We start from the raw sequence: 23789 nt of genomic DNA on the forward strand, positions 1-23789 counted from the left end.
ACTGTTTATTTTTGAGTGACGTATTGAAGTATGGTTCCTTGTGAATTTTCGTAGTCTAATCGAGACTGATACAAACTAATAAGCTTATTGGCCAGATTGTTTTGAGCAGTCGTCAGCGCGTCTTTTGCATCGATCAGCGTTACCGACGTCGCGATTCCTTCCTTGTATTCCAGTTCGGTAACGGTCAAAATTTTACGGGCCAGGGTAATATTGTCGCGTTCGCGCTGAATATCGGTCACCAGATTCTGGTAACTAACCTGTGCGTTGCTCAGGCTCAACTGCGCCGACTCGCGGGCCAGAATTTGCTGTAGACGCAACGTTTCCAGATTCAATCGATTTTCGCGATCTCGGTATTTTCGTTGATTGCCATCGAAGGGCGTCCAGGAGAGTGTGAGCCCAATGGTCGAGCTTTTGAACCAGGGCAGGCTACCATCGAAAAAACTAAACGTTTGCCGTTGAGCATTCGTAGCATAAGTGCCATAAAAACCCAGCGATGGGAAATAGCCCCGGTTGTTCGATTGTCGGTTTAAGTCCTGCAATTGTGTATTCAAAACCAATTGTTTAAAATCAGGGCGGTTCTCAACAAAGCGGCTATCGGCCATTGGCAATTCGTTTACCTGCAATTCTTTCTCAATCTCCAGAGGTTGAAGTGCCAGCGTTTCGGCAAGCGGCATCCCCATCTGGTATTTCAGTTGGTTGATCGCCTGTTCGTAGTTCCGATTTGCCTGCTCTAACTGCGACTGTAGATTGTTTCGATTCAATTGAATACGCCCGAAGTCGATCTCACGCGTGGTGCCGTTTTTCAGACGAACCTGCTCCTGCCGCAACAACGTGTCCGACGAAGTCAGATCGCGGATGGTCAGGCGTTTCTGCAAATCAATAACCAGCGTCTGGTAGTACGCCCGCGCAATGTTATACGCCTGCGTTTGCTCAGCCTGGATTGTTGCCTGAGCCTGCACCTGGGTTGAAATTTTAGCCGCCTTCAGTGCCAACCCGAACGAAGGATCGAATAGCTTCTGATCGACCCGACCCGTTAGCGTAGAGCTGTATTGGGTACCAAATTGAACGGGAAGAAAGGTGCCGGGTTGCCCAAAAAACTCGCCAGGCAGTAACTGAACCGGAATCTTGACGTTATCCAGCACTGATCCCGAAACCGAAACTTGTGGTAAATTCCGCCCGATCACCTGCTGCGTTTGCGCCACAGATATTTGCTCATTAACCCGGGCAATCTTGATGTTTGGGTTGTTGACCCGTGCGTACTCAACGCACTGGGCGAGTGTATAACCACCCGATGGCGCGTTTTGCGCCCTGGCTAAATTTGCCAGCAGGCCCAGCGTCAGTAGCATCAGCGTAGTGTGCTTCATGCTTTTCATTGTTTATAAATTCTGATCTTAGTGAAGTAAAATGGGTTATAAACTTTTTATAAATCGGCGGATGGCCCGCTCGAATAGTTGGGTGGGTTGTTTAAATAGAGCTACCATGTTAGGGTCCTGTACGTTTTCAAGCATTTTGGCGCCCTGTTCTGGCCGGATGTTCGTAATCAGATTAATATAACCCTGCATCAGACAGAACCAGTTGAAAATCAGCTCGCCCATATTTTCTGTATCTGGGCTAACTTCCCGAAACAGCCCTTCAATTTTTTGTTTGGCATCTTCCATTCCTTCGCGCATCATATCCCGCTGCTGCTCCATACGTTCCGGGTTATGCATGAGTCGAAATATTTCGGGTTTTTCATTGGCAAATGTCCACTGCACCATCGATAGTCGGAGTATCTTCTCCTCGGCGCTCAGCTCCATGGCCAGAATCTCATCAAATACCCGTCGATTTTCAACATGACCCTCCTTTACGATACTTAGGAGTACATCCTCTTTATTCTGGAAGTGTTCATAGACAATTGGGGGAGTATAGTCAATAGCCTCGGCTATGCTCCGAATAGTCACGGCATTCCAGTCTTTCTCGCGGGCTATTTGCCGGGCTGCGTCTAAAATCCGTTGTCGGATTTCGGCCTTTTGCCGCGTTCTGCGATCTATAACACTCATAATCTAACGACTTTCAAATTATCTAACAAAGGTAGATTTTATTTGTTTCGTCAAATTCGATTTTTCTTAAAAATTGTTTAAACGGTTGATTTTGATATAAGAAAGGCCATTACATCCCGAAGACGTAATGGCCTTTCTTTGTAAAGTACAAAAATTAACTCTTTAAATCAAAGTGCAATTTATTTTTTTGTCATTCCGACCTTAGGAGGAATCTCAAGTTTCATAACAGTCAATTTTGAGGTTCCTCCTAAGGTCGGAATGACAAAAAACAGATAGCCGTTATTTTATACGGCTAATGTAAAGTTGATCTATTCCACTAAAGATCAAAACTCCCAATCGCAGGCTGGTGCAAGCCACTCCTGACCCGTGTCAATTGGCATACCATCGGGTGGCGTTTGAGGATTGGTTGGTTTAATATCAGCCACATTACCCTCAGCCCGACGAATCTGATCGAGTGCAAACAGATGGTGAGCCGCTACTTTCGGGTTAGTAGCTGGTGCAGCAAGCTTGGTTTTTAACTGGTTAATTTTTAGTAAAGCTAAAGCCCGTACCTGAGAAGTACCTTCCTGATTATTAGCTAAATCAATCAGTTTTTGCAAAACCAACTTATCCGTTAACCGCTTTACCTCAGCCTGATAACTATCAGCTGGGTCTGCTTTATACCAGGTAGCACCCATTAATTGATCGAGCATGGATTCCAGACTGAGTTGAGCCGGATCAACGGCCGATTGGGCTACCAGTCGACTAACACGCTCGCTATTCATCAACATCTGAAGCGTCATACCGGCAGCCGCTTCGGGTGCAGCCATTGGATCGAACGATAACCCCGTTCGACGTTTGAATACTTCCCGAGGGTTCGGGTCATAGCGGAATGGGTGGGGCGGAATCAGCGCCAATATGGATTTGGGAACTGCCAGAAATACCGGGTCAATCGTGGTCAGTAAAGCATCTAAAGCCCGTTTCTGCTCCTGAACCGGAACCGTCGATACCACTGGTTGCCCATCGCCCCGGAGCGCATTTGTATAAACCTGTCCACCCACTACTTTCGAAGCGGCTTCCACCTGATACCGGTGAAACATATACATAGGAACCAGAACTTCTTCGAGCGTTGCCATGGGCGTACCAACTGGAATTTTCTTCTCGGAGAAATTAGCCAGTGCCATCCGTCGTACATCCGATACGCGCTTCAATTCGTCAACCGCATTGGAGCCGTTGTCCCACAAGTGCGTACCTGGATGAACGGAGCCTTCGGGCCGGGCATCTTTATCGGTCAGAAAGGTCAGACCCGTCTTATGCATATCGTTGACGATCTTGTCCAACGCTTGTTTTTCATCAGCACCGGCAGGAAACTGTTCATACCCATAGCGAATGCTCCATTTGTCGTACTCGCCAATATTTTTGGCATACGCATCGGATAGATCGATGCTGGCTCCTTTTATTTTGGCGACCATCGTTGGGTAATCCATTACAGACGCCCGACCAAACATACCTCCACCTTGTGTACTGGCAATATAATTATGCGGTAAGCCAAGCGTATGACCAACTTCATGAGCCGCCAATTGACGTAAGCGCTCAATCGACATTTGCATCATTGGGTCCGATGCAGGAGCCGTTGCCCCCGAATAATCGCCAACCAATCCCTGCGCAATCAAATAATCCTGCCGAACCCGCAAGGAGCCCAGCGTAACTTTTCCCTTGATGATTTCTCCCGTACGCGGGTCACTAATGCTTCCACCGTACGACCATCCACGCGTAGACCGGTGAACCCATTGCACCAGGTTATACCGAATGTCCATTGGGTCGGCGTCGGCAGGAAGCAGCTTCACCTGAAACGCATCTTTGTAGCCAGCGGCTTCAAATGCCTGATTCCACCAGGCCGTACCATCCATCAATGCCGACCGAATGGGTTCTGGCGTACCGGGATCTATATAATAAACGATGGGCTTAACGGCCTCACTTACAGCTGCCGACGGGTCTTTTTTCTCCAGCCGATGCCGCGAAATGTAGCGTTTCATGATTGGCTGGCTAACGGGCGTAGCGTAATCAAAATACTCGATGCCGCCGTAACCGATGCGCGGATCGAACACGCGGGGTTTAAAACCAGCATCGGGCAACTGAACAAACGAGTGATGCTGATGAACCGTAACAATGGACGGAGTTGGTACAACTTCACGCAGGTAGGCTCCCGGATTATCACCTGTCAGGGTAATAATCATTTCAAACTCAGTATTCTGTGGAAAAGCTTTCGTACGCGGCAAATAGATGGCACTCCGCGTTGGGTCGAGTTTGAAAGCCCCTTGCTTGGTTCGGCTTATGGCCTGTACCGCCCCAACGGCGTCCTGCATCAGAAAAGCGGTAAGATCCACCAAAACCTTACCACTTTCTTCGGCGGCAATCTCGAAGCCAGCCTGAACGGATGTGGCAAATGACTCTTCAACGGCCCGACGTTCGAGCGGATCATTGCTGATAGCGCGGTAGCTGTAGTTCGGTTCAATCATCAGAACCTTGTTACCGCTGCGTTGAAATTTCACCACGTGCTCCTGCCCCAAACGGCCCCGGTCGAGTCCGATATCGTTGGAGCCCACGCCCTGCGCCAGCGATGGATAGTACAGAAGCTCGGTATCGAACGAAGAAATTTCGAGCCAGATTTTCCCTTTTTTAGCATCCCAGTAATACGTCAGGAAACCCTGGTTACGCTCCATGCCAGCCGTAAATGTCGAAATGCTGGCCGATGAGTTAGCGCCCGAAGGAGATTGGGCGAGAAGTAAGCGTGTAGCTGTAAGTAAGCAAAGAAGTGTGAGTAAGCGTTTTCGCATTTTAAGCAGAGGTTGTAGTTGCTGCTCAAGTTACGGCAAAAACGGTTAGTAGGAGTGAAGGGGTATAGGACAAGTTTAATTTGAATGGCTATCGGCACAGATTGTACCTCTTTTTTGACAGGATTACAGGATTTTTATTGGCCGAAAATCCTATTAAATCCTGTAATCCTGTCAAAAAATATTTGTCTCACGACCAATAGAACTTTTATCGAATTCGGTCGGAGCCGCGTACTAGTTTCTCGTCGCGACGAATAAACCGATTGGCTAATGCGTTAAAAACGAGGGCCGCAATAATGGCATAAAAGCCAACTAGAAACGTACCCTGATCGGCAGGATTACCGTATGCTTTACCTGCATAAAGTGTTCGATAAAGTATAATACCCATAATAGCGGTGAGCATTAGCGCATTCACCGCACACAAAGCTGTTTGTGTCAGTCGGTTACGATATTGAAAGATCGCGTAGAGCGATACTAAACCTACTAGAGCGATTAGCAGAGCTAAATACCAGATGGTATCAGCATAGGTCGTAACTCCTTCCTGGTGTGTGTATTGAAGCGCTGTTAGATGGGCCATCTCCGGCGACGTCAATCCAGCTTTTTCCCAAATTGGATTAGAGAGCGCAATGCCCATTGCGACGGCAATAAGAAACAAAAATACTGTCTGAATGCGTTGAATCATTGTTTGTAATGGATAATGAATAATGTGCAATGGATAATGCCCTCTGAAATCCGTACATTATTCATTGTACATTATTCATTATCCATTACCCAGAGTGCAAAAATAGCCCAAAAACTGATAGTTTATGAAAGCAGACGTTCGTCTGATAGTAACTGCCGACGGTTCGCATACGGCCATTAATCAGGCGCTTGATAAAACCTATCATTCGATTCATGGGGCCTTTCAGGAATCGCAGCGGGTTTACATCGAACTGGGTTTACTAGCCGCGTTTGACGCGTTTCCGAATGAGGAGTTGCACATCTTCGAAATGGGTTTCGGAACGGGTCTGAACGCGCTTTTAACTGCTCGTGAGGCCACTACTCACCAAAGACATATGCGCTATACCGCTATTGACGCCTACCCAATGGCTATAGACGACGCAAAGGCGTTAAACTTTGACGATTTATTAGCCACAGATTATCTGGCAAAATTGCACGAATCTCCCTGGCACCAGCCTATTGACATTACGCCCTGGTTCACACTGACTAAAGTCGAAAGTCGTTTGCAGGATTGGCAAACCACCGAACGCTTTCACCTAATTTATTACGACGCCTTTGCACCCACCGCCCAGCCTGAACTCTGGGAACCCGAAATCTTTGTTCAACTGGCCCATTTATTGCTACCAAATGGTATGTTGACCACTTATTGCTCACGGAGTTATGTGCAGCGAAATATGCGGGCAGCTGGACTAACGGTGGAAAAACACGCCGGTCCTCTGCACAAACGTGATATTCTGCGAGCCATCAAAATGGATCGAACCGGTTAACCCACAAAACCATTGCGTTCTCTGCGCATTTCTTTGTGGTTAAAAAGCCATAGTTTGGCTAATTTTATAAACCGCCGAACGTTATTACTGAAAACAACGACCTGTATGAACCGTCTGCTTCTCTTTTTTGCTGCCTTCGTTCTGCTGACGATCAGCGCTTTCCGAACAACGCTGCCTGCCGAGCGGCCCGTAACCCCAACTAAACTCACCGACGAACGTAAGCATATCAATTGGCTCACGATTGAGCAAGCTTACGCGTTGACGCAAAAGAAACCTAAGAAATTCGTAGTCGATGTATATACCGATTGGTGCGGCTGGTGTAAAGTGATGGATCGCGAAACGTTCTCGAAACCCGCTATTGTGGATTACGTCAACGAAAACTATTATCCCGTCCGGTTTAATGCTGAACAAACCGCAGATGTAACCCTGGGCAAACAGACATTCAAATACATAAGCGGAGGTAGCCGGGGTGTGCATGAGTTGGCAGCTGCTCTATTGAAAAATCAGATGAGTTATCCGACTACTGTATTTCTTGACGAAAAATTCAATCTGATCCAGCCAATTGCCGGGTATTTAGAGCCTCGTACATTTCATCAGATCATTACATATTTCGGTAAAAATTATCACCAGAAAGAACCATTCGACCAGTTTAAGATCGGTACATATAAAGAATTTCAGTCGGCTTTGACGGCTAGCAAATAACAGGAACGAATAACTAAGGGAAAAAATAGGGACGTGTATGGATGGGCCAGGTTGGTACCCCATACACGTCCCTATTTTTCGTTAAATTTGTGATCTTTCATCAACCCCAACTGTCAACAACATGACAAAACGTGTGGCTTTTCTTTTTTCGGTAGCCTTGGTTATTGGTTTTATGGCGGCTGGCCCTCGCAAATTCATTGACCCCCAAAACATGGATTTATCCGTAAAACCGGGCGATAATTTCTACCAGTACGCTAATGGAAACTGGCTCCGGCAGAACGCTGTTCCGGCCTCTAAAACCTCATGGGGAAGTTTCAATGAGCTGCGGGAAAAGAGTCTCGATGCCATGAAGGCATTACTCGAAGAAGCCTCAACGTCAACAACAAAAGGCCGCTTGTATCAGATGGTTGGCGATTACTATGTCAGTGGCATGGATAGCACAACCATCGAAAAACGAGGTTTCGATCCCATCAAACCCGACCTCGCCCGCATTGATAAAGTCAATAATAAAGCTGAGTTTCTTATTGAACTCGCCTATCAGCGGACGCAGGGCAATGGCATGTTGTTTGGTTTTTTCATAGGGCCTGACCGCAAAAACGTTACGAAATACCTGCCGCAGTTCAGTCAGGGCGGTACTACCCTCCCGGATCGAGATTACTACCTGAAAAATGACGTCCGTAGTCAGAAAATTCGTGATGCCTACCGGGACAATCTGAGTAAGATGTTTGCGCTAATCGGCGAAGAGCCCACCCAGTCATCGCAGGATGCTGACGTAATCATTCGGGTCGAAACCGCCTTAGCAAAAGCCCAGATGCCACGCGTTGACCTTCGCGACCCTTACAAAACATACAATAAATTCACCGTCGCCAATTTTAGCCAGCAAACGCCGGGTATTAACTGGGCCGATCAATTGGTAAAATATGGCGCCAAAGGCCAGGACACAGTTCTGGTACAGAGCCCAACTTTCTTCCGCTCGCTAGATAGTCTGGTACAGGTAACACCTATTGAAGACTGGCGAACGTATATGCGGTGGAATATCCTGAAAGGTGCGGCTCCGTACTTAAGTGATGCGTTTGTTAAACAAAATTTTTCTTTCTCAAAAGTATTGACAGGCCAGAAAGAAGAAACACCCCGCTGGCAGCGTGTGAGCAGTTTAATTGATGGTTCTCTGAGCGATTTATTGGGGCAGCTCTACGTACAGAAATACTTTAAGCCAGAAGCCAAGCAACGCATGCTTATGCTGGTCGATAATTTGGAAGCTTCGTACAAGGAGCACATCAAAAATCTCGACTGGATGAGCGACGGCACGAAGAAAAAAGCACTTGCTAAGCTAATGGCCTTCAAACGCAAGATCGGCTATCCTGATAAATGGAAGAGTTATGAGGGTGTTGTTATCGCTCGAAACGATTACTACGGCAATGTGAAGTCGGCCAGTAAATGGGCGTACAATCACATGATTAACCGCTTAGGCAGGCCGGTTGATCGTACCGAATGGGGCATGACACCACCAACCGTAAATGCACAATACAGCTCCGTAAATAACGACATTTCATTTCCAGCGGCCATTCTCCAATTTCCTTTCTTTGATTTCGATGCCGATGACGCCGTGAATTATGGCGGAATCGGAGCCGTAATTGGCCATGAAATGACGCATGGGTTTGATGACTCTGGTCGCCAGTTTGATGCAGATGGTACACTACGTGACTGGTGGACCAAAGATGACGCGGTGAAATTTAAAGAACGGGCGGATAAGGTAAGAGATCAGTTTTTTGGATTCAAAGTGCTGGATTCAATCAAAGTCAATGGTCAGTTAACGCTCGGCGAGAATCTGGCTGATCTTGGTGGTTTAGCTATCGCCTATGATGCCTTCAAAAAAACGCCCCAGGGTAAATCGAGTGGCAAGAAAAGTTTGATTGATGGATTCACGCCCGATCAGCGATTCTTCCTATCGTGGGCACAAGTCTGGCGTAGCAACCAGCTTCCCGAATCAACAGCGCAACGGATTCTAACCGATCCACACGCACCAGATATTTACCGGGTTAATGGTCCATTGTCCAATATTACTGCCTGGTATCAGGCCTTTAATATCCAACCCGGCGACAAACTCTACAAAAAACCAGAAGATCGAATAAAGGTCTGGTAGTAAAACCATAAGCCCTGCCTAATCATGAAAACAGTCTGTTTTTTACTCGTTTTAACAACTACAACCCTCTCCTGCCAAACCAAACCGAAACAGGAAACGGCCACAACGTCGACAACGGCTATGGCATCAGAAGATAGTGCATCAGCACTGGCGAAACGCCCTGGACCCGACACACCCCGATCCGCTGCAGATCGCTTAATCAGAGCGCTTTACTTTGAGCACAATGCAAAGGAAAATCCATTTCGGGAGAAGAAAGACAGGACATTAGTTGATCAATTCTTTGCAAAACCAGTTGCTGATCTGATCTGGAACGACGCCCTAAAACCATCCGGCAACGTGAACCGAACTACGCTAAATTTACTCTTCAATGCGCCAGATGCTGCGATAAAAAAGACCTGGGTTTTGCCGGCCGTTATAGGTGGTACACGAGCCATAGTGTATGTTACCTTTGAGAACAAAACCAAGCCTGAAGAGCTCAAAATCGACATGCAGCAGCTAGCCGGGCGTTGGCGTATAACTGAAATGTATTACCCCGACGGTAAGCGATTAACCACCTTGTTTCAGCAATGATCGTAAGCTTCTAAAAATTATTTTTAGAGCTTCTGTTGACAACACCACAAAAACGTGTAATTTTGCAACTCCAAAACCGGAAGCGGGGTTGGAATTGTTCTTTAAAAGTGTTTTTCGGGGAGTTTCCAGAGTGGCCAAATGGATCAGACTGTAAATCTGCTGGCGTACGCCTTCGGAGGTTCGAATCCTCCACTCCCCACCATTTAGTGAATAGTTAATTAGTAATTCGTTGTACCAGTTACTACTCTATTATTAACTAACCACTAAGTAAGCGGAAGTAGCTCAATTGGTAGAGCGATAGCCTTCCAAGCTATAGGTTGCGGGTTCGAGACCCGTCTTCCGCTCAATTGGTAGAGTGCTGGTCTTACAAGCTATAGATTGCGGCCGGGGTGGCGTTCCACTTCGAGACCCGTCTTCCGCTCTGTTAATGACTAATGTAGGATGAACAGTGTATTTTTTTATAAAGCATTATTCATCATACATTAACCATTTTACATTTATTAAGTAAGCCGTTATAGCTCAGCGGTAGAGCACTTCCTTGGTAAGGAAGAGGTCCGGGGTTCAAGTCCCCGTAACGGCTCAGGGCTTCTTCAGGAAGTCTTTTTGACAGGGCCGCTTAGGCGGTTTAAGCCCAAATGACGTCAGCCCTCAATCGGGATGATTTCGCTGGGTTTAATTAATTTTCAGCGAATTCATTCAATAACAAAAACAGTTCACAATAGCGTTTTAAAAACATGGCAAAAGAGAATTTTGACCGCTCGAAACCGCACGTTAACATCGGTACGATTGGTCACGTTGACCACGGTAAAACGACGCTGACGGCTGCCATTACGAAAGTGCTGGCCGGAAAGGGTCTAGCCGCAATTCGGGACTTCTCCTCAATTGACAACGCTCCGGAAGAAAAAGAGCGTGGTATCACCATCAATACATCGCACGTTGAATATGCAACGGCGAACCGTCACTACGCCCACGTTGACTGCCCAGGCCACGCTGACTATGTGAAAAACATGGTGACTGGTGCTGCACAAATGGATGGCGCTATCCTCGTGGTAGCTGCAACCGACGGACCAATGCCACAGACTCGTGAGCACATTCTGCTTGCTCGTCAGGTTGGCGTACCTCAATTGGTTGTCTTCATGAACAAAGTGGACATGGTAGACGATCCTGAGTTGCTTGAACTCGTTGAGATGGAAATCCGCGAGCTGTTAAGCTTCTATAACTTCGACGGCGATAACATCCCAGTTATTCAAGGTTCGGCTCTGGGTGGCTTGAACGGCGATGCTAAATGGGTTGCTACCATCGAAGAATTAATGCAAAACGTAGATGACTTTATTCCACTGCCTCCACGTCAGACGGATCTTCCGTTCCTGATGCCAGTAGAGGACGTATTCTCGATCACAGGTCGTGGTACAGTGGCAACGGGTCGTATCGAACGGGGTGTTATCAACTCGGGCGAACCAGTTGAAATCCTGGGTATGGGTGCTGAAAACCTAAAATCAGTTGTAACGGGTGTTGAAATGTTCCGGAAAATTCTGGACCGTGGAGAAGCTGGTGACAACGTAGGTCTTCTGCTCCGTGGTATTGAAAAAACCGATATCCGTCGTGGTATGGTTATTTGTAAGCCAGGTTCAGTTAAACCACACGCGAAGTTCAAAGCTGAGGTTTATGTACTGTCGAAAGAAGAAGGTGGCCGTCATACTCCATTCTTCAACAAGTACCGTCCACAGTTTTATTTCCGCACCACTGACGTAACGGGTGAAATCATGTTACCTGCTAACGTTGAGATGGTAATGCCAGGTGATAACATCACGATTGATGTAACACTGATCAACAAAATTGCTATGGAAAAAGGCCTTCGTTTCGCTATTCGCGAAGGTGGTCGTACCGTAGGAGCTGGTCAGGTAACTGAAATTATTGATTTATAGTTAAATACCTAAAAACAAGTGCATTTCTTAGCGGAGATGCACTTGTTTTTTTGATATTAATTCGTACTTTTGCAGTCCGTTTACGAAAGGGCATTCATTGCTATTAGTCGTCAAAACTTGTCATTTATTGTATCCACGACAAATGACTATAAATGACAGCAAAGGGAATGTCACCGTAGGCAAACGACAGGAATATATTCTACGGGTGTAGTTCAAGGGTAGAATAGCGGTCTCCAAAACCGTTGATGGGAGTTCGAATCTCTCCACCCGTGCAAATCCCTTACATCGAATGGACAAGTTTATTTCGTTTCTGAAAGCCTCCTGGGAGGAAGTTCAGCATAACGTGACTTGGCCTAAATTCAGCGATCTGCAATCCAGTTCAACGCTGGTACTGGTAGCTTCGCTGATTTTTGCGCTATTGGTCGGGTTAATTGATTTAGTGTTCGAGAACGGACTGAACGCATTTTATCAGTCATTCTAATAATTAGTCATTCATAGCCATGTATGGTCATTAGTCGTCATTTATTGTGCAAACAGGACGTAACAACAAATGACAACGAATGCCTAGCAAATGACAACAAATGACAACTACTATGAGCGGCATACAATGGTACGTCATTCGGGCGGTGTCGGGTCAGGAGAAGAAAATCAAATCCTACCTCGACAATGAGATTATCCGGCAGAAGTTGGACGAAGTAATTCCGCAGGTATTGATTCCGGCGGAGAAGGTGTACGAAATGCGTAACGGCAAGAAGCGCGTTCGGGAAAAATCATTTTTTCCTGGTTACATTCTTATTTCGGCTGATTTGGGTAATAACCGAGCACTCGACATGATTTTGAATATGCCGGGCGTATTGGGTTTTCTAGGGAACGCGCAAGTTGGAACAACCTCGAAAGTACCCGTTCCACTACGTCAAGCTGAAGTGAATCGGATTTTAGGTAAAGTTGACGAAGAAGCGCAGGAAGTTGCTGCCCCAACCGTAGGTTATCTGAAAGGTGAAAATGTAAAAGTTGTTGATGGTCCATTTGGTGGATTTATCGGCACTGTAGAAGAAGTATTCGACGACCGGAAAAAATTGAACGTCGTTGTTAAAATATTTGGCCGGAACACTCCGGTAGAACTCAGTTACGCACAAGTAGAAAAGGAAAGCTAGTCGCAAGATTAGTTCTCCGTGGCCTGGCATCCTATGCTTCCCTCAGAGGATGGCCAACCAAAACAAGTTGATTAACTGCTCAAGGCGTGCGGATTGGTTATGTGACTAACCGGTAGGAAACCAACAGCAGAAGATCGTAACTCAATTACCACAATGGCAAAAGAAGTAGGTGGCTACGTTAAGCTGCAAGTCAAAGGCGGGCAAGCCAACCCCTCACCTCCGATTGGTCCGGCGCTGGGTTCCAAGGGTTTAAATATCATGGAATTCTGCAAGCAATTCAACGGCCGGACACAGGATAAAATGGGTACGGTATTGCCAGTTTTGATTACGTATTATAAGGATAAGTCCTTTGATTTCGTCATCAAAACTCCGCCCGCACCGATTCTGCTGATGGAAGCAGCTAAGCTGAAAGGCGGCTCTGCTCAACCAAACCGCAAAAAAGTCGGCTCAGTGACATGGGATCAGGTTCGGACAATCGCGGAAACGAAGATGCCAGACCTGAACGCGTTCACAATTGAATCGGCTATGAAGCAGGTGGCCGGTACGGCCCGCAGCATGGGAATCACGGTGACGGGTACAGCGCCCTTCGAGAACTAAACAGACTTGCCGAAGCAAACACACAAATGGCTAAGTTAACGAAAAAACAAAAGGAAGCCCAGTCGAAGTACGATGCTGCCAAAGAATACTCGCTCCACCAGGCAGCTGAGATTCTGAAGGAGATTTCGTACACCAAATTCGATGCTTCCGTCGATATTGACGTTCGGTTAGGCGTTGATCCGCGTAAAGCCGACCAGATGGTTCGTGGCGTTGCTACGTTGCCACATGGTACGGGTAAAACGGTTCGCGTTCTGGTGCTCTGCACCCCGGACAAGGAGAACGAAGCGAAAGAAGCAGGTGCTGATTTCGTGGGTCTGGACGAATACATTCAGAAAATCGAACAAGGCTGGACGGACATCGACGTGATTATCACGATGCCGAACGTTATGGCTAAAGTTGGTCGTCTGGGTAAAGTCCTAGGGCCACGCGGTCTGATGCCAAATCCTAAATCGGGTACAGTAACACCTGACGTAGCGAAAGCAGTTCGCGAGGTGAAAGCCGGTAAAATTGACTTTAAAGTTGATAAACAGGGAGCTATTCACACCAGTATTGGTAAAGTATCGTTTACGCCAGAAAAACTGGCCGAAAACGCGCAGGAAATCATTTCAACACTGCTTCGCCTGAAGCCATCTTCGGCTAAAGGAACGTATGTGAAAACGATTAACCTGTCGAGCACAATGAGTCCGGGAGTAACGATTGATAAAGGCACAGTAGCCGGTATTTAAGCCATGAAGCGCGAGGACAAAGGAGCAATTATTGAGGAATTAGCTGGAAAGTTCCAGACTATTCCCTTCTTCTACATCACGGAAGCCAATGGCATGACGGTTGCTGAAACCAACAATCTCCGTCGGATGTGTTTTGACCGGGGCATCGAGTACAAAGTGGTGAAGAATTCGTTCATCAAAAAGGCACTCGAACCCCTCGATACGGATTTTACGCCGTTCAACGATACGGTGCTGCATGGTCAGTCGGCGGTGATGTTTCACCCCAGCAATGGCAAAGCACCAGCACAGCTTATTAAGGAGTTCCGTAAAACGAGCAAAAAGCTGGAATTGAAGGCTGCTTCAATTGATTATAGCCTATTTATTGGTGCTGACCAACTCGATACGCTCATCGCACTGAAGAGCAAAGAAGAGTTGATTGGCGAAATCATCGGTCTGCTGCAATCACCTGCCAAAAACGTCATCTCGGCGTTGCAAAGTGGTGGCAACAAATTGGCCGGTATCCTCAAAACGCTGTCGGAGCGCGAGGAAGCAGCTTAATTTTTCCGACACCAAGTTTTTCAATATTGTATCACAATCAAATTAAGAAAATACTACAATGGCAGATTTGAAAGCGTTCGCGGAGCAGCTTGTAAGCCTGACAGTTAAAGAAGTTAACGAGCTAGCTACTATCCTGAAGGATGAGTATGGCATCGAACCAGCTGCTGCTGCTCCCGTAATGGTAGCCGGTGGCGCAGGTGCAGGTGATGCTGCTCCAGCTGTAGCTGAGAAGACATCGTTCGACGTCATTCTGAAGTCGGCTGGTGCTGCTAAACTAGCTGTCGTAAAATTAGTTAAAGACCTGACTGGTCTTGGTCTGAAAGAAGCCAAAGAATTGGTTGACACAGCTCCAAAACCAGTAAAAGAAGGCGTTGCTAAAGACGAAGCAGAAGCACTGCGGAAACAACTTGAAGAAGCTGGTGCTGAAGTAGAAGTTAAGTAAGCAGATAGCTCTCTCGCATATCGCTCCAGGCAGGGGAGGCCAGACCAACGTCTGGTCTTTTCCTGTTTGGAGACTTTTTGTCTAAGCTCTTGCAAAAGACAAACTTATTTTTATTGCTATATGTTCTTTATTTACGCTCCTTGGGTTGGGTGACACCTGGAGTCTGAATACCGCTTAGTTCGAGTGCCGTGGCAAATCTTCGCAACGCACTCATTGAGAATCGGTTACGCACTAAACGAAGCACAATCTTGGCGACAAACGCGAAAATCAGTACGCGCAAAAATTTTGCGACGATTCAGCCAGTGATTGGATACCCAGACTTTCTGGACATCCAAGTAAAATCCTTCAAAGATTTTTTCCAGCTTGACACGCCCTCCAACCAACGGTCGGAAGAAGGTTTGTTCAAAGTTTTTCAGGAAAATTTCCCCATTTCTGACTCCCGTGAGAATTTCAAACTGGAGTTCATCGATTACTCTGTCGATCCGCCGAAATATTCGGTCGATGAGTCGATCGACCGGGGCCTGACCTATTCGGTGCCTCTAAAAGCCAAACTGCGCCTATCGAACAATGATCCCGACAACGAGGACTTTGAAACGATTGAGCAGGAGGTATTTTTGGGTAACATTCCGTATATGACCGAGAAAGGCTCGTTTGTCATTAACGGAGCAGAACGGGTCATTGTTTCCCAGTTGCACCGTTCGCCGGGCGTGTTCTTTTCAATGAGCAAGCACACGAATGGTACTAAACTTTATTCGGCACGGATTATTCCGTTCAAAGGCTCATGGATTGAGTTTTCGACGGACGTAAACAATGTCATGTATGCGTACATCGACCGGAAGAAGAAATTCCCGGTAACGACGCTATTACGTGCCATTGGCTTCGGTTCGGATAAAGACATTCTGGACCTGTTCGGCCTGTCGGAAGAAGTTCCTGCAACGCCTGCTAACCTGAAGAAGGCCATTGGCCGTCGGTTAGCGGCTCGGGTACTGCGCACGTGGACGGAAGACTTTGTGGATGAGGATACGGGCGAAGTAGTTTCCATCAGCCGGAACGAGGTGCTCCTGGAGCGCGATTCGGCCATCTCGGCAGATGATATTGATGTAATTACGGAATCGGGTCAGAAATCGGTCATCCTGCATAAGGAAGACATGAACATGGCCGATTACAACATTATTTATAACACGCTGCAGAAAGATAGCTCTAACTCTGAAAAAGAGGCTGTAGAGCAAATCTATCGGCAGCTTCGGAACGCCGACGCGCCCGATGAACAAACAGCCCGCGAAATTATTCAGAGTCTGTTTTTCTCGGACAAACGCTACGACCTTGGCGACGTAGGCCGTTACCGGATCAACAAAAAACTAGGTCTCGACATTTCGTCAGAAATGAAGGTATTAACCACAGAAGATATTGTGTCTATTGTGAAGTACCTGATTGGTCTGATTAACTCGAAGGCCGTTGTCGATGATATTGACCACCTGAGTAACCGACGCGTTCGGACAGTAGGTGAGCAGTTATATGCGCAATTTGGGGTCGGCCTGGCCCGTATGGCGCGGACAATTAAAGAACGGATGAACGTCCGGGACAACGAGGATTTCAAACCTGTTGACCTGATCAACGCCCGGACTTTATCGTCAGTTATCAACTCGTTCTTCGGTACGAACCAATTATCGCAGTTTATGGACCAAACGAACCCATTAGCCGAGGTGACGCACAAGCGTCGTATGTCGGCTCTTGGACCCGGTGGTCTGTCGCGTGAACGGGCTGGTTTTGAGGTTCGTGACGTTCACTATACGCACTACGGTCGTCTGTGTACGATTGAAACGCCTGAAGGTCCAAACATCGGTCTGATTTCATCATTGTGTGTCTATGCTAAAATCAATAGCATGGGCTTCATCGAAACCCCTTACCGTATTATCGAAAACGGGAAGGTATCGATGGATAAGCCAGTGATGTACCTGACGGCCGAAGAAGAAGATACCCACTACATCGCGCAGGCTAACGCAGGCGTTGATAAAAAAGGGAACTTCCAGGTTGATCGTCTGAAAGCCCGTTTTGAAGGTGACTTCCCAATGGCAGAACCAGCGAACGTTACCTTCATGGACATTGCCCCGAACCAAATTGTATCGGTGGCGGCTTCCATGATTCCGTTCCTTGAGCATGATGATGCTAACCGTGCCCTGATGGGCTCGAACATGCAACGTCAGGCAGTGCCATTGCTCCGTCCCGAAGCACCAATTGTAGGTACAGGTCTGGAAGGACGTGTGGCTGTTGACTCACGGACGCTGGTAATTGCCGAGGCTGATGGCGTAATCGAGTTTGTTGATTCGACAAAAATTGTTGTTAAGTATAATCTTGACGATGATCAGCTAGCGACAACATTCGACGAAGACCGAAAAACGTACAAACTCATCAAATTCCGCCGGACTAACCAGGATACGTGCATCAATATTAAGCCAACTGTGCTGAAAGGCCAGAAGGTGAAAAAAGGCGATGTATTGTGTGAAGGGTATGCAACCCAGGCGGGTGAGTTGGCACTTGGCCGGAACATGAAAGTTGCTTTCATGCCCTGGCAGGGGTACAACTTTGAGGATGCTATCGTGATTTCGGAGCGGGTCGTTCGTGAAGATATCTTCACCTCGATTCACATTGAAGAGTTTGAACTGGAAGTTCGTGATACGAAACGGGGCGAAGAGGAATTAACCTCCGAAATTCCAAACGTATCGGAAGAAACAGTTCGTAACCTCGACGAAAACGGTATCGTTCGTGTGGGTACGGAAGTAAAAGAAGGTGACATTCTGATTGGTAAGATTACGCCGAAAGGTGAAAGTGATCCAACACCAGAAGAAAAACTTCTCCGTGCTATCTTCGGTGATAAAGCCGGTGACGTGAAAGATGCGTCGAAGAAAGCACCACCGTCTCTGAAAGGTGTCGTTATCGATACCAAATTGTTTGCCCGTCCGGCCAAAGAAGATCGGGGTAAGCACAAAGATGAGGTGAAAGCTTTAATGAAGAAATACAGCCGTGAACTGAATGACTTCCGGGCACGCATGATTGAAAAAATCGTGCCATTGCTCGATGGGAAAACCAGCGCGGGTGTTAAGCATAAGTTCGGCGATGAGATCGTTAGCAAAGGGGTGAAGTTCAACCGGAAGAATATTACGGATAACCTCTTCCCAGATAAAAACGCTTATCGCGACGAAAGCAGCTATGCTGTTCCGGAAGAGGCTAACCTCTTGTCGGATATGAATCTGAACGACTGGACAGAAGATCCTAAGTTGAACGAGATGGTTGTTGCTTTAGTGAAAAACTACAACAACCGCCGGAGTGAAATTACGGGACGGTTCAAACGCGAACGGTTCACGCTTGAAGTTGGTGACGAACTCCCAGCAGGTATTGTGAAACTGGCTAAAGTATATATCGCCAAGAAGCGTAAGCTGAAAGTGGGGGATAAGATGGCTGGTCGTCACGGTAACAAAGGGGTTGTTGCCCGGATCGTTCGTGATGAAGACATGCCGTTCCTCGAAGATGGAACGAAAGTGGACATCGTATTGAACCCGCTTGGCGTACCTTCCCGGATGAACATCGGTCAGATTTATGAAACGGTACTGGCCTGGGCTGGTCAGAAACTAGATCGCAAGTATGCAACACCGATTTTCGATGGAGCAACGGAGCAACAAGTAGCCGACGAGTTGGACGAAGCAGGTTTGCCATCGTTCGGCCGGACGTACCTTTACAATGGTCTGACGGGCGACCGTTTCGATCAGCCAGTAACGGTCGGTATTATTTACATGCTCAAACTTGGCCACTTAGTAGACGATAAAATGCACGCCCGTTCGATTGGACCCTACTCGCTCATTACGCAGCAGCCGCTGGGTGGTAAAGCGCAGTTTGGTGGTCAGCGGTTCGGTGAGATGGAAGTATGGGCATTGGAAGCCTTCGGTGCTTCGAACATCCTGCAGGAAATTCTGACCGTGAAATCCGATGACGTAGTCGGTCGTGCGAAGGCATATGAGGCTATCGTAAAAGGTGAGAACCTGCCGAAGCCAAATATTCCTGAGTCGTTCAACGTACTCGTTCACGAGTTACGTGGTCTTGCACTTGAAATTACATTAGAGTAAGGAGAAGGGAGGAAGGGGAGAAAGGAGGAAGGGGTCAAAAAACTCACTTTCCCTTCCTCCCTCTCCTCCCTCCTCCCTTTTCTCCTTAAATTAAACCTCCAACCAATGTCGTTCAAAAAGAACAAGAAACTCAACAGCGACTTTGCCACTGTGACGATCAGTCTGGCATCGCCGGAGTCTATTTTGGAGAGTTCCTACGGCGAAGTAACACAGCCGGAGACGATCAATTACCGGACTTATAAACCCGAGATGGGCGGCTTGTTCTGCGAGCGCATTTTCGGGCCTGTTAAGGACTGGGAATGTCATTGCGGTAAATACAAGCGGATTCGCTATAAAGGCATTATCTGTGACCGTTGTGGCGTAGAAGTAACCGAGAAAAAGGTTCGCCGGGAGCGTATGGGCCACATCGAACTGGTGGTGCCTGTTGCGCATATCTGGTACTTCCGCAGTTTGCCTAACAAAATTGGGTATCTGTTGGGCCTTTCGACCAAAAAACTCGACCAAGTTATCTACTACGAACGCTACGTAGTTGTACAACCCGGTGTTAAAGCCGAAGACGGTATCAATCAACTCGACTTCTTGACGGAGGACGAGTATCTTGACATTATTGACAAACTGCCGAGCAGCAACCAACACCTCGACGATAAAGATCCAAACAAATTCATCGCCAAAATGGGCGCTGAAGCGTTGGAGATGTTATTGTCTCGGGTGGAGTTAGATGAGTTATCATACTCATTGCGCCACGCTGCTGCCACAGATACGTCGCAACAACGGAAAGCGGAAGCGCTGAAACGATTGAAAGTCGTTGAAGCATTCCGGGAAGCCAATGGCCGCATTGAAAACCGTCCAGAATGGATGGTGATCAAAATGGTTCCGGTTATTCCACCCGAATTGCGCCCACTCGTCCCCTTGGATGGTGGCCGGTTCGCTACGTCCGATTTGAATGACCTGTATCGTCGGGTTATCATCCGGAACAACCGTCTGAAGCGTCTTATCGAAATCAAAGCTCCCGAAGTAATTCTCCGTAACGAAAAACGGATGTTGCAGGAAGCTGTCGATTCGCTGTTCGACAACTCCCGTAAGGTGAACGCCGTTCGTTCGGAAGGTAACCGTGCACTGAAGTCGTTGTCCGACATGCTGAAAGGTAAGCAAGGTCGTTTCCGGCAGAACCTGCTCGGTAAGCGTGTCGACTATTCAGGTCGTTCGGTTATCGTGGTTGGTCCTGAATTGAAATTGCACGAGTGTGGTTTGCCCAAAGACATGGCGGCTGAATTGTTCAAGCCGTTTGTTATTCGGAAACTGATTGAGCGCGGTATCGTAAAAACGGTGAAATCGGCGAAGAAAATCGTTGACCGAAAAGATCCTGTTATCTGGGATATTCTGGAAAACGTATTGAAAGGCCACCCTGTTCTGCTGAACCGGGCTCCAACGCTTCACCGCTTAGGTATTCAGGCGTTCCAGCCGAAACTGATCGAAGGTAAGGCAATTCAGTTGCACCCTCTCGTTTGTACCGCCTTCAACGCTGACTTTGACGGTGACCAGATGGCCGTTCACGTGCCACTGGGCCAGGAAGCTGTCCTTGAAGCGTCTCTGCTGATGCTGGCGTCGCACAATATCCTGAACCCTGCCAACGGTGCGCCAATTACGGTACCATCGCAGGACATGGTATTAGGTCTGTATTATGTGACCAAAGGTCGCAAGAGCATTCCTGAGTACCCTATTGCGGGTGAAGGCATGACGTTCTACGGTACCGAAGAAGTAATTATCGGTATCAACGAAGGTAAAGTTTCTAAACACGCCAATATTAAGTGCCGGGTGAAAGTTCGGGACGAAAATGGCGATCTAGTTTGGAAAGTAATCGACACAGTAGCTGGTCGCTTGCTATTCAACCAGGCTGTACCTGAAGAAGTAGGTTATATCAATGAATTGTTGACGAAGAAAAAACTTCAGCAAATCATTGCGTTGATCTTCAAAATCTCGGGTGGTGCCCGGACAGCTCAGTTCCTTGACGAAATCAAAGAACTTGGGTTCCAGATGGCGTTCCGGGGTGGTCTGTCGATCGGTTTGAGCGACATCATGATTCCTGAAGCCAAACAGGGACTTGTTGACGAAGCAAAAGCTGAAGTACAGTCGGTTTGGGATAACTACCTGATGGGTCTGATTACGGAGAATGAACGTTACAACCAGGTTATCGATATCTGGACGCGCGTAAACTCCCGTTTGACCGAGACGCTGATGAAGCAACTCGAAGCCGATCAGGGTGGTTTCAACTCAATTTATATGATGATGCACTCGGGAGCCCGTGGTTCTCGCGAGCAGATTCGTCAGTTGGGCGGTATGCGGGGTCTGATGGCTAAACCACAGAAAAACCTGCAAGGCTCGGTTGGTGAGATCATCGAAAACCCGATTCTGTCGAACTTCAAAGAAGGTCTCGACGTATTGGAGTACTTCATCTCGACACACGGTGCCCGGAAAGGTCTGGCCGATACAGCTCTGAAAACAGCTGATGCTGGTTACCTAACCCGCCGTCTGCACGACGTAGCGCAGGATGTTATTATCAGTGAAGACGATTGCGGTACCTTACGTGGTCTGCAAGTATCGGCCCTGAAAGATAACGAAGACATCGTTGAGCCACTGTCCGAACGGATTTTGGGTCGTACCACGGTACATGATATCTATGATCCGCTTACGAAAGAGTTGATCGTTGCTTCGGGCGACATCGTAACAGAAGAAGTAGCTGCTCATATCGACGAAACCAGCATTGAAACGGTTGAAATCCGTTCGGTACTGACCTGTGAGTCGCGGCAGGGTGTTTGCGCTAAGTGTTATGGTCGTAACCTGGCATCAGGCCGCATGGTCGACATCGGTGAAGCTGTGGGTGTAATTGCTTCGCAGTCCATTGGTGAACCAGGTACCCAGTTAACGCTTCGTACCTTCCACGTGGGTGGTACAGCGTCGAACATTGCCGTTGATGCGTCGATCAAAGCGAAATTCGATGGATTGATCGAATTGGAAGAAATGCGGACGGTTCAGTCGGAAGACAGCGAAGGAAACCCACAAACGGTCGTAATGGGCCGCTCGGGTGAAGTTCGGATTGTCAATCCGGCAGATCGCAACGTAGTGCTGATTAGCAATAACGTTCCTTATGGTGCGTTCCTGCGGGTGAAAGATGGCGATATGGTGAAAAAAGGCGACGACATTTGCGCCTGGGATCCTTATAACGCCGTTATCCTGTCGGAATTAACCGGTACGTTGAGCTTCGACGCTATTGAAGACGGTATTACCTACCGTGAAGAGTTCGATGAACAGACCGGCTTCCAGGAGAAGGTAATCATCGAAACTCGTGATAAAGCGAAGAACCCTGCTATCATCGTTCAGGGCACAACGACATTGTCGCTACACTTGCCTGATAACGACGGTGGACCGCTCCAGAAGAGTTACAACTTACCTGTTGGCTCACGTCTGGTTGTGAAGGAAGGCCAGAAAATTAAAGCTGGTCAGCCACTGGCAAAAATTCCACGTAACGTTGGTAAAACGCGTGACATCACGGGTGGTCTGCCACGGGTAACGGAATTATTCGAAGCGCGTAACCCATCGAACCCAGCTGTAGTAAGCGAAATTGATGGTGTTGTTACGTATGGTACTATCAAACGGGGTAACCGTGAAATCTTCATTGAGTCGAAAGACGGTACGAAGAAGAAGTATCTGGTTCCCCTGTCGAAGTTCATCCTGGTACAAGACAATGACTTCGTTCGTGCTGGTGCGCCATTATCTGACGGTGCCATTACCCCAAGCGACATTCTGGCCATCAAAGGTCCAACTGCCGTTCAGGAGTATCTGGTAAATGAAATTCAGGAAGTTTACCGCCTGCAAGGGGTGAAAATCAACGATAAGCACATCGAAGCCATCGTGCGTCAGATGATGCAGAAAGTTGAAATCATCGACTCGGGCGATACCAATTTCCTTGAAGGACAGGTTGTTGATAAGTGGGCGTTCCGCGAAGAAAACGATAAAGTACTTGATGCCAAAGTGGTTATGGATGCTGGCGATTCGCCAAACTTCAAACCAGGTATGATTGTAACGAGTCGTCAGTTGCGTGATGAGAACTCAAGTCTGAAACGTCGTGATATGGCCCTTGTGACCGTTCGCGATGCTATGGCTGCGGTTTCTCAACCAACGCTGATGGGTATCACTCAATCATCGCTGGGTACTGATAGCTTTATCTCTGCGGCTTCCTTCCAGGAAACAACGAAGGTATTGAGTGAAGCCTCTATCCGCGGTAAGCGTGACGTATTGGACGGTCTGAAAGAGAACGTTATCGTGGGTCACCTGATTCCAGCCGGTACGGGTCTTCGTCGCTACCAAAGTGCCATTGTTGGTTCGAAAGAGGAACTGGAAACAGTTACCGAATCGCGCGAACAGTTTGCCCGCAGCAAGAAACGGGCGACGGTTTAATCGTTGGCCTAGTCATACAATACAAACTAAAAATGCCCCGGTCAGAAATGACTGGGGCATTTTTAGTTTGTATGAATTATCT

At 47.6% G+C, this 23789-nt stretch carries 17 protein-coding genes and 4 tRNA genes; 17 read left to right on the top strand and 4 right to left on the bottom strand.

Going from position 1 to position 23789, the window contains the following annotated elements; all coding sequences use genetic code 11:
* Positions 1-5 precede the first annotated feature (5 nt).
* The 4 genes from EXU85_RS29010 to EXU85_RS29025 form a co-directional block, all read right to left on the bottom strand.
* The gene (locus EXU85_RS29010) at positions 6-1364 is read right to left on the bottom strand and encodes a TolC family protein (RefSeq protein WP_168207884.1); all 1359 of its coding nucleotides are present in this window, start codon (positions 1362-1364) and stop codon (positions 6-8) included.
* A gap of 45 nt (positions 1365-1409) precedes the next feature.
* Positions 1410-2039 (bottom strand): TetR/AcrR family transcriptional regulator, encoded by a 630-nt coding sequence (locus EXU85_RS29015; RefSeq protein ID WP_142775435.1) that lies wholly within the window; start codon positions 2037-2039, stop codon positions 1410-1412.
* A 323-nt stretch (positions 2040-2362) separates the two neighbouring features.
* A complete protein-coding gene (locus EXU85_RS29020; protein WP_142775436.1) occupies positions 2363-4855 on the bottom strand; it encodes a zinc-dependent metalloprotease in 2493 nt (830 codons plus the stop codon).
* 205 nt (positions 4856-5060) lie between these two features.
* The gene (locus EXU85_RS29025) at positions 5061-5534 is read right to left on the bottom strand and encodes a DUF4293 domain-containing protein (RefSeq protein WP_142775437.1); all 474 of its coding nucleotides are present in this window, start codon (positions 5532-5534) and stop codon (positions 5061-5063) included.
* Positions 5535-5658: 124 nt separating this feature from the next.
* On the opposite strand from EXU85_RS29025, the gene mnmD reads away from it, so the two are divergent.
* From mnmD to rpoC, 17 genes are all read left to right on the top strand, one after another.
* The gene (mnmD, locus tag EXU85_RS29030) at positions 5659-6339 is read left to right on the top strand and encodes a tRNA (5-methylaminomethyl-2-thiouridine)(34)-methyltransferase MnmD (RefSeq protein WP_142775438.1); all 681 of its coding nucleotides are present in this window, start codon (positions 5659-5661) and stop codon (positions 6337-6339) included.
* A gap of 105 nt (positions 6340-6444) precedes the next feature.
* Positions 6445-7041: a DUF255 domain-containing protein gene (locus EXU85_RS29035; RefSeq protein WP_142775439.1), complete on the top strand. Its 597-nt coding sequence runs from the start codon at positions 6445-6447 to the stop codon at positions 7039-7041.
* Between the two features lie 121 nt (positions 7042-7162).
* On the top strand, positions 7163-9184 hold the full coding sequence (locus EXU85_RS29040) for a M13 family metallopeptidase (RefSeq protein ID WP_142775440.1): 2022 nt from the start codon (positions 7163-7165) through the stop codon (positions 9182-9184).
* Between the two features lie 24 nt (positions 9185-9208).
* On the top strand, positions 9209-9754 hold the full coding sequence (locus EXU85_RS29045; protein ID WP_142775441.1) for a hypothetical protein: 546 nt from the start codon (positions 9209-9211) through the stop codon (positions 9752-9754).
* A 116-nt stretch (positions 9755-9870) separates the two neighbouring features.
* Positions 9871-9956 (top strand) — tRNA-Tyr (locus EXU85_RS29050).
* Positions 9957-10025: 69 nt separating this feature from the next.
* Positions 10026-10098, top strand: a tRNA-Gly gene (locus EXU85_RS29055).
* A gap of 164 nt (positions 10099-10262) precedes the next feature.
* Positions 10263-10334: transfer RNA gene (locus EXU85_RS29060), tRNA-Thr, on the top strand.
* A 154-nt stretch (positions 10335-10488) separates the two neighbouring features.
* Entirely contained in the window at positions 10489-11679 is a 1191-nt protein-coding gene (tuf, locus tag EXU85_RS29065; protein WP_142775442.1) for an elongation factor Tu, read from the top strand.
* A 201-nt stretch (positions 11680-11880) separates the two neighbouring features.
* Positions 11881-11951: transfer RNA gene (locus EXU85_RS29070), tRNA-Trp, on the top strand.
* Between the two features lie 17 nt (positions 11952-11968).
* On the top strand, positions 11969-12160 hold the full coding sequence (gene secE / locus EXU85_RS29075) for a preprotein translocase subunit SecE (RefSeq protein WP_012928967.1): 192 nt from the start codon (positions 11969-11971) through the stop codon (positions 12158-12160).
* Between the two features lie 112 nt (positions 12161-12272).
* Positions 12273-12833, top strand: a complete 561-nt coding sequence (nusG, locus tag EXU85_RS29080) for a transcription termination/antitermination protein NusG (protein ID WP_111344334.1) — start codon at positions 12273-12275, stop codon at positions 12831-12833.
* Positions 12834-12986: 153 nt separating this feature from the next.
* Complete coding sequence (gene rplK, locus EXU85_RS29085) at positions 12987-13430, top strand: 50S ribosomal protein L11 (RefSeq protein WP_111344336.1); 444 nt, start codon at positions 12987-12989, stop codon at positions 13428-13430.
* A 26-nt stretch (positions 13431-13456) separates the two neighbouring features.
* Positions 13457-14155 (top strand): 50S ribosomal protein L1, encoded by a 699-nt coding sequence (gene rplA / locus EXU85_RS29090; protein WP_142775443.1) that lies wholly within the window; start codon positions 13457-13459, stop codon positions 14153-14155.
* Positions 14156-14158: 3 nt separating this feature from the next.
* Positions 14159-14692 (top strand): 50S ribosomal protein L10, encoded by a 534-nt coding sequence (rplJ, locus tag EXU85_RS29095; RefSeq protein WP_142775444.1) that lies wholly within the window; start codon positions 14159-14161, stop codon positions 14690-14692.
* Positions 14693-14750: 58 nt separating this feature from the next.
* A complete protein-coding gene (gene rplL / locus EXU85_RS29100; RefSeq protein WP_142775445.1) occupies positions 14751-15134 on the top strand; it encodes a 50S ribosomal protein L7/L12 in 384 nt (127 codons plus the stop codon).
* 248 nt (positions 15135-15382) lie between these two features.
* The gene (gene rpoB, locus EXU85_RS29105) at positions 15383-19252 is read left to right on the top strand and encodes a DNA-directed RNA polymerase subunit beta (protein WP_142776874.1); all 3870 of its coding nucleotides are present in this window, start codon (positions 15383-15385) and stop codon (positions 19250-19252) included.
* A 105-nt stretch (positions 19253-19357) separates the two neighbouring features.
* Entirely contained in the window at positions 19358-23707 is a 4350-nt protein-coding gene (gene rpoC, locus EXU85_RS29110) for a DNA-directed RNA polymerase subunit beta' (protein ID WP_142775446.1), read from the top strand.
* The last annotated feature ends 82 nt before the right edge of the window (positions 23708-23789 follow it).

Source organism: Spirosoma sp. KCTC 42546 (assembly GCF_006965485.1).
Taxonomy (GTDB): domain Bacteria; phylum Bacteroidota; class Bacteroidia; order Cytophagales; family Spirosomataceae; genus Spirosoma.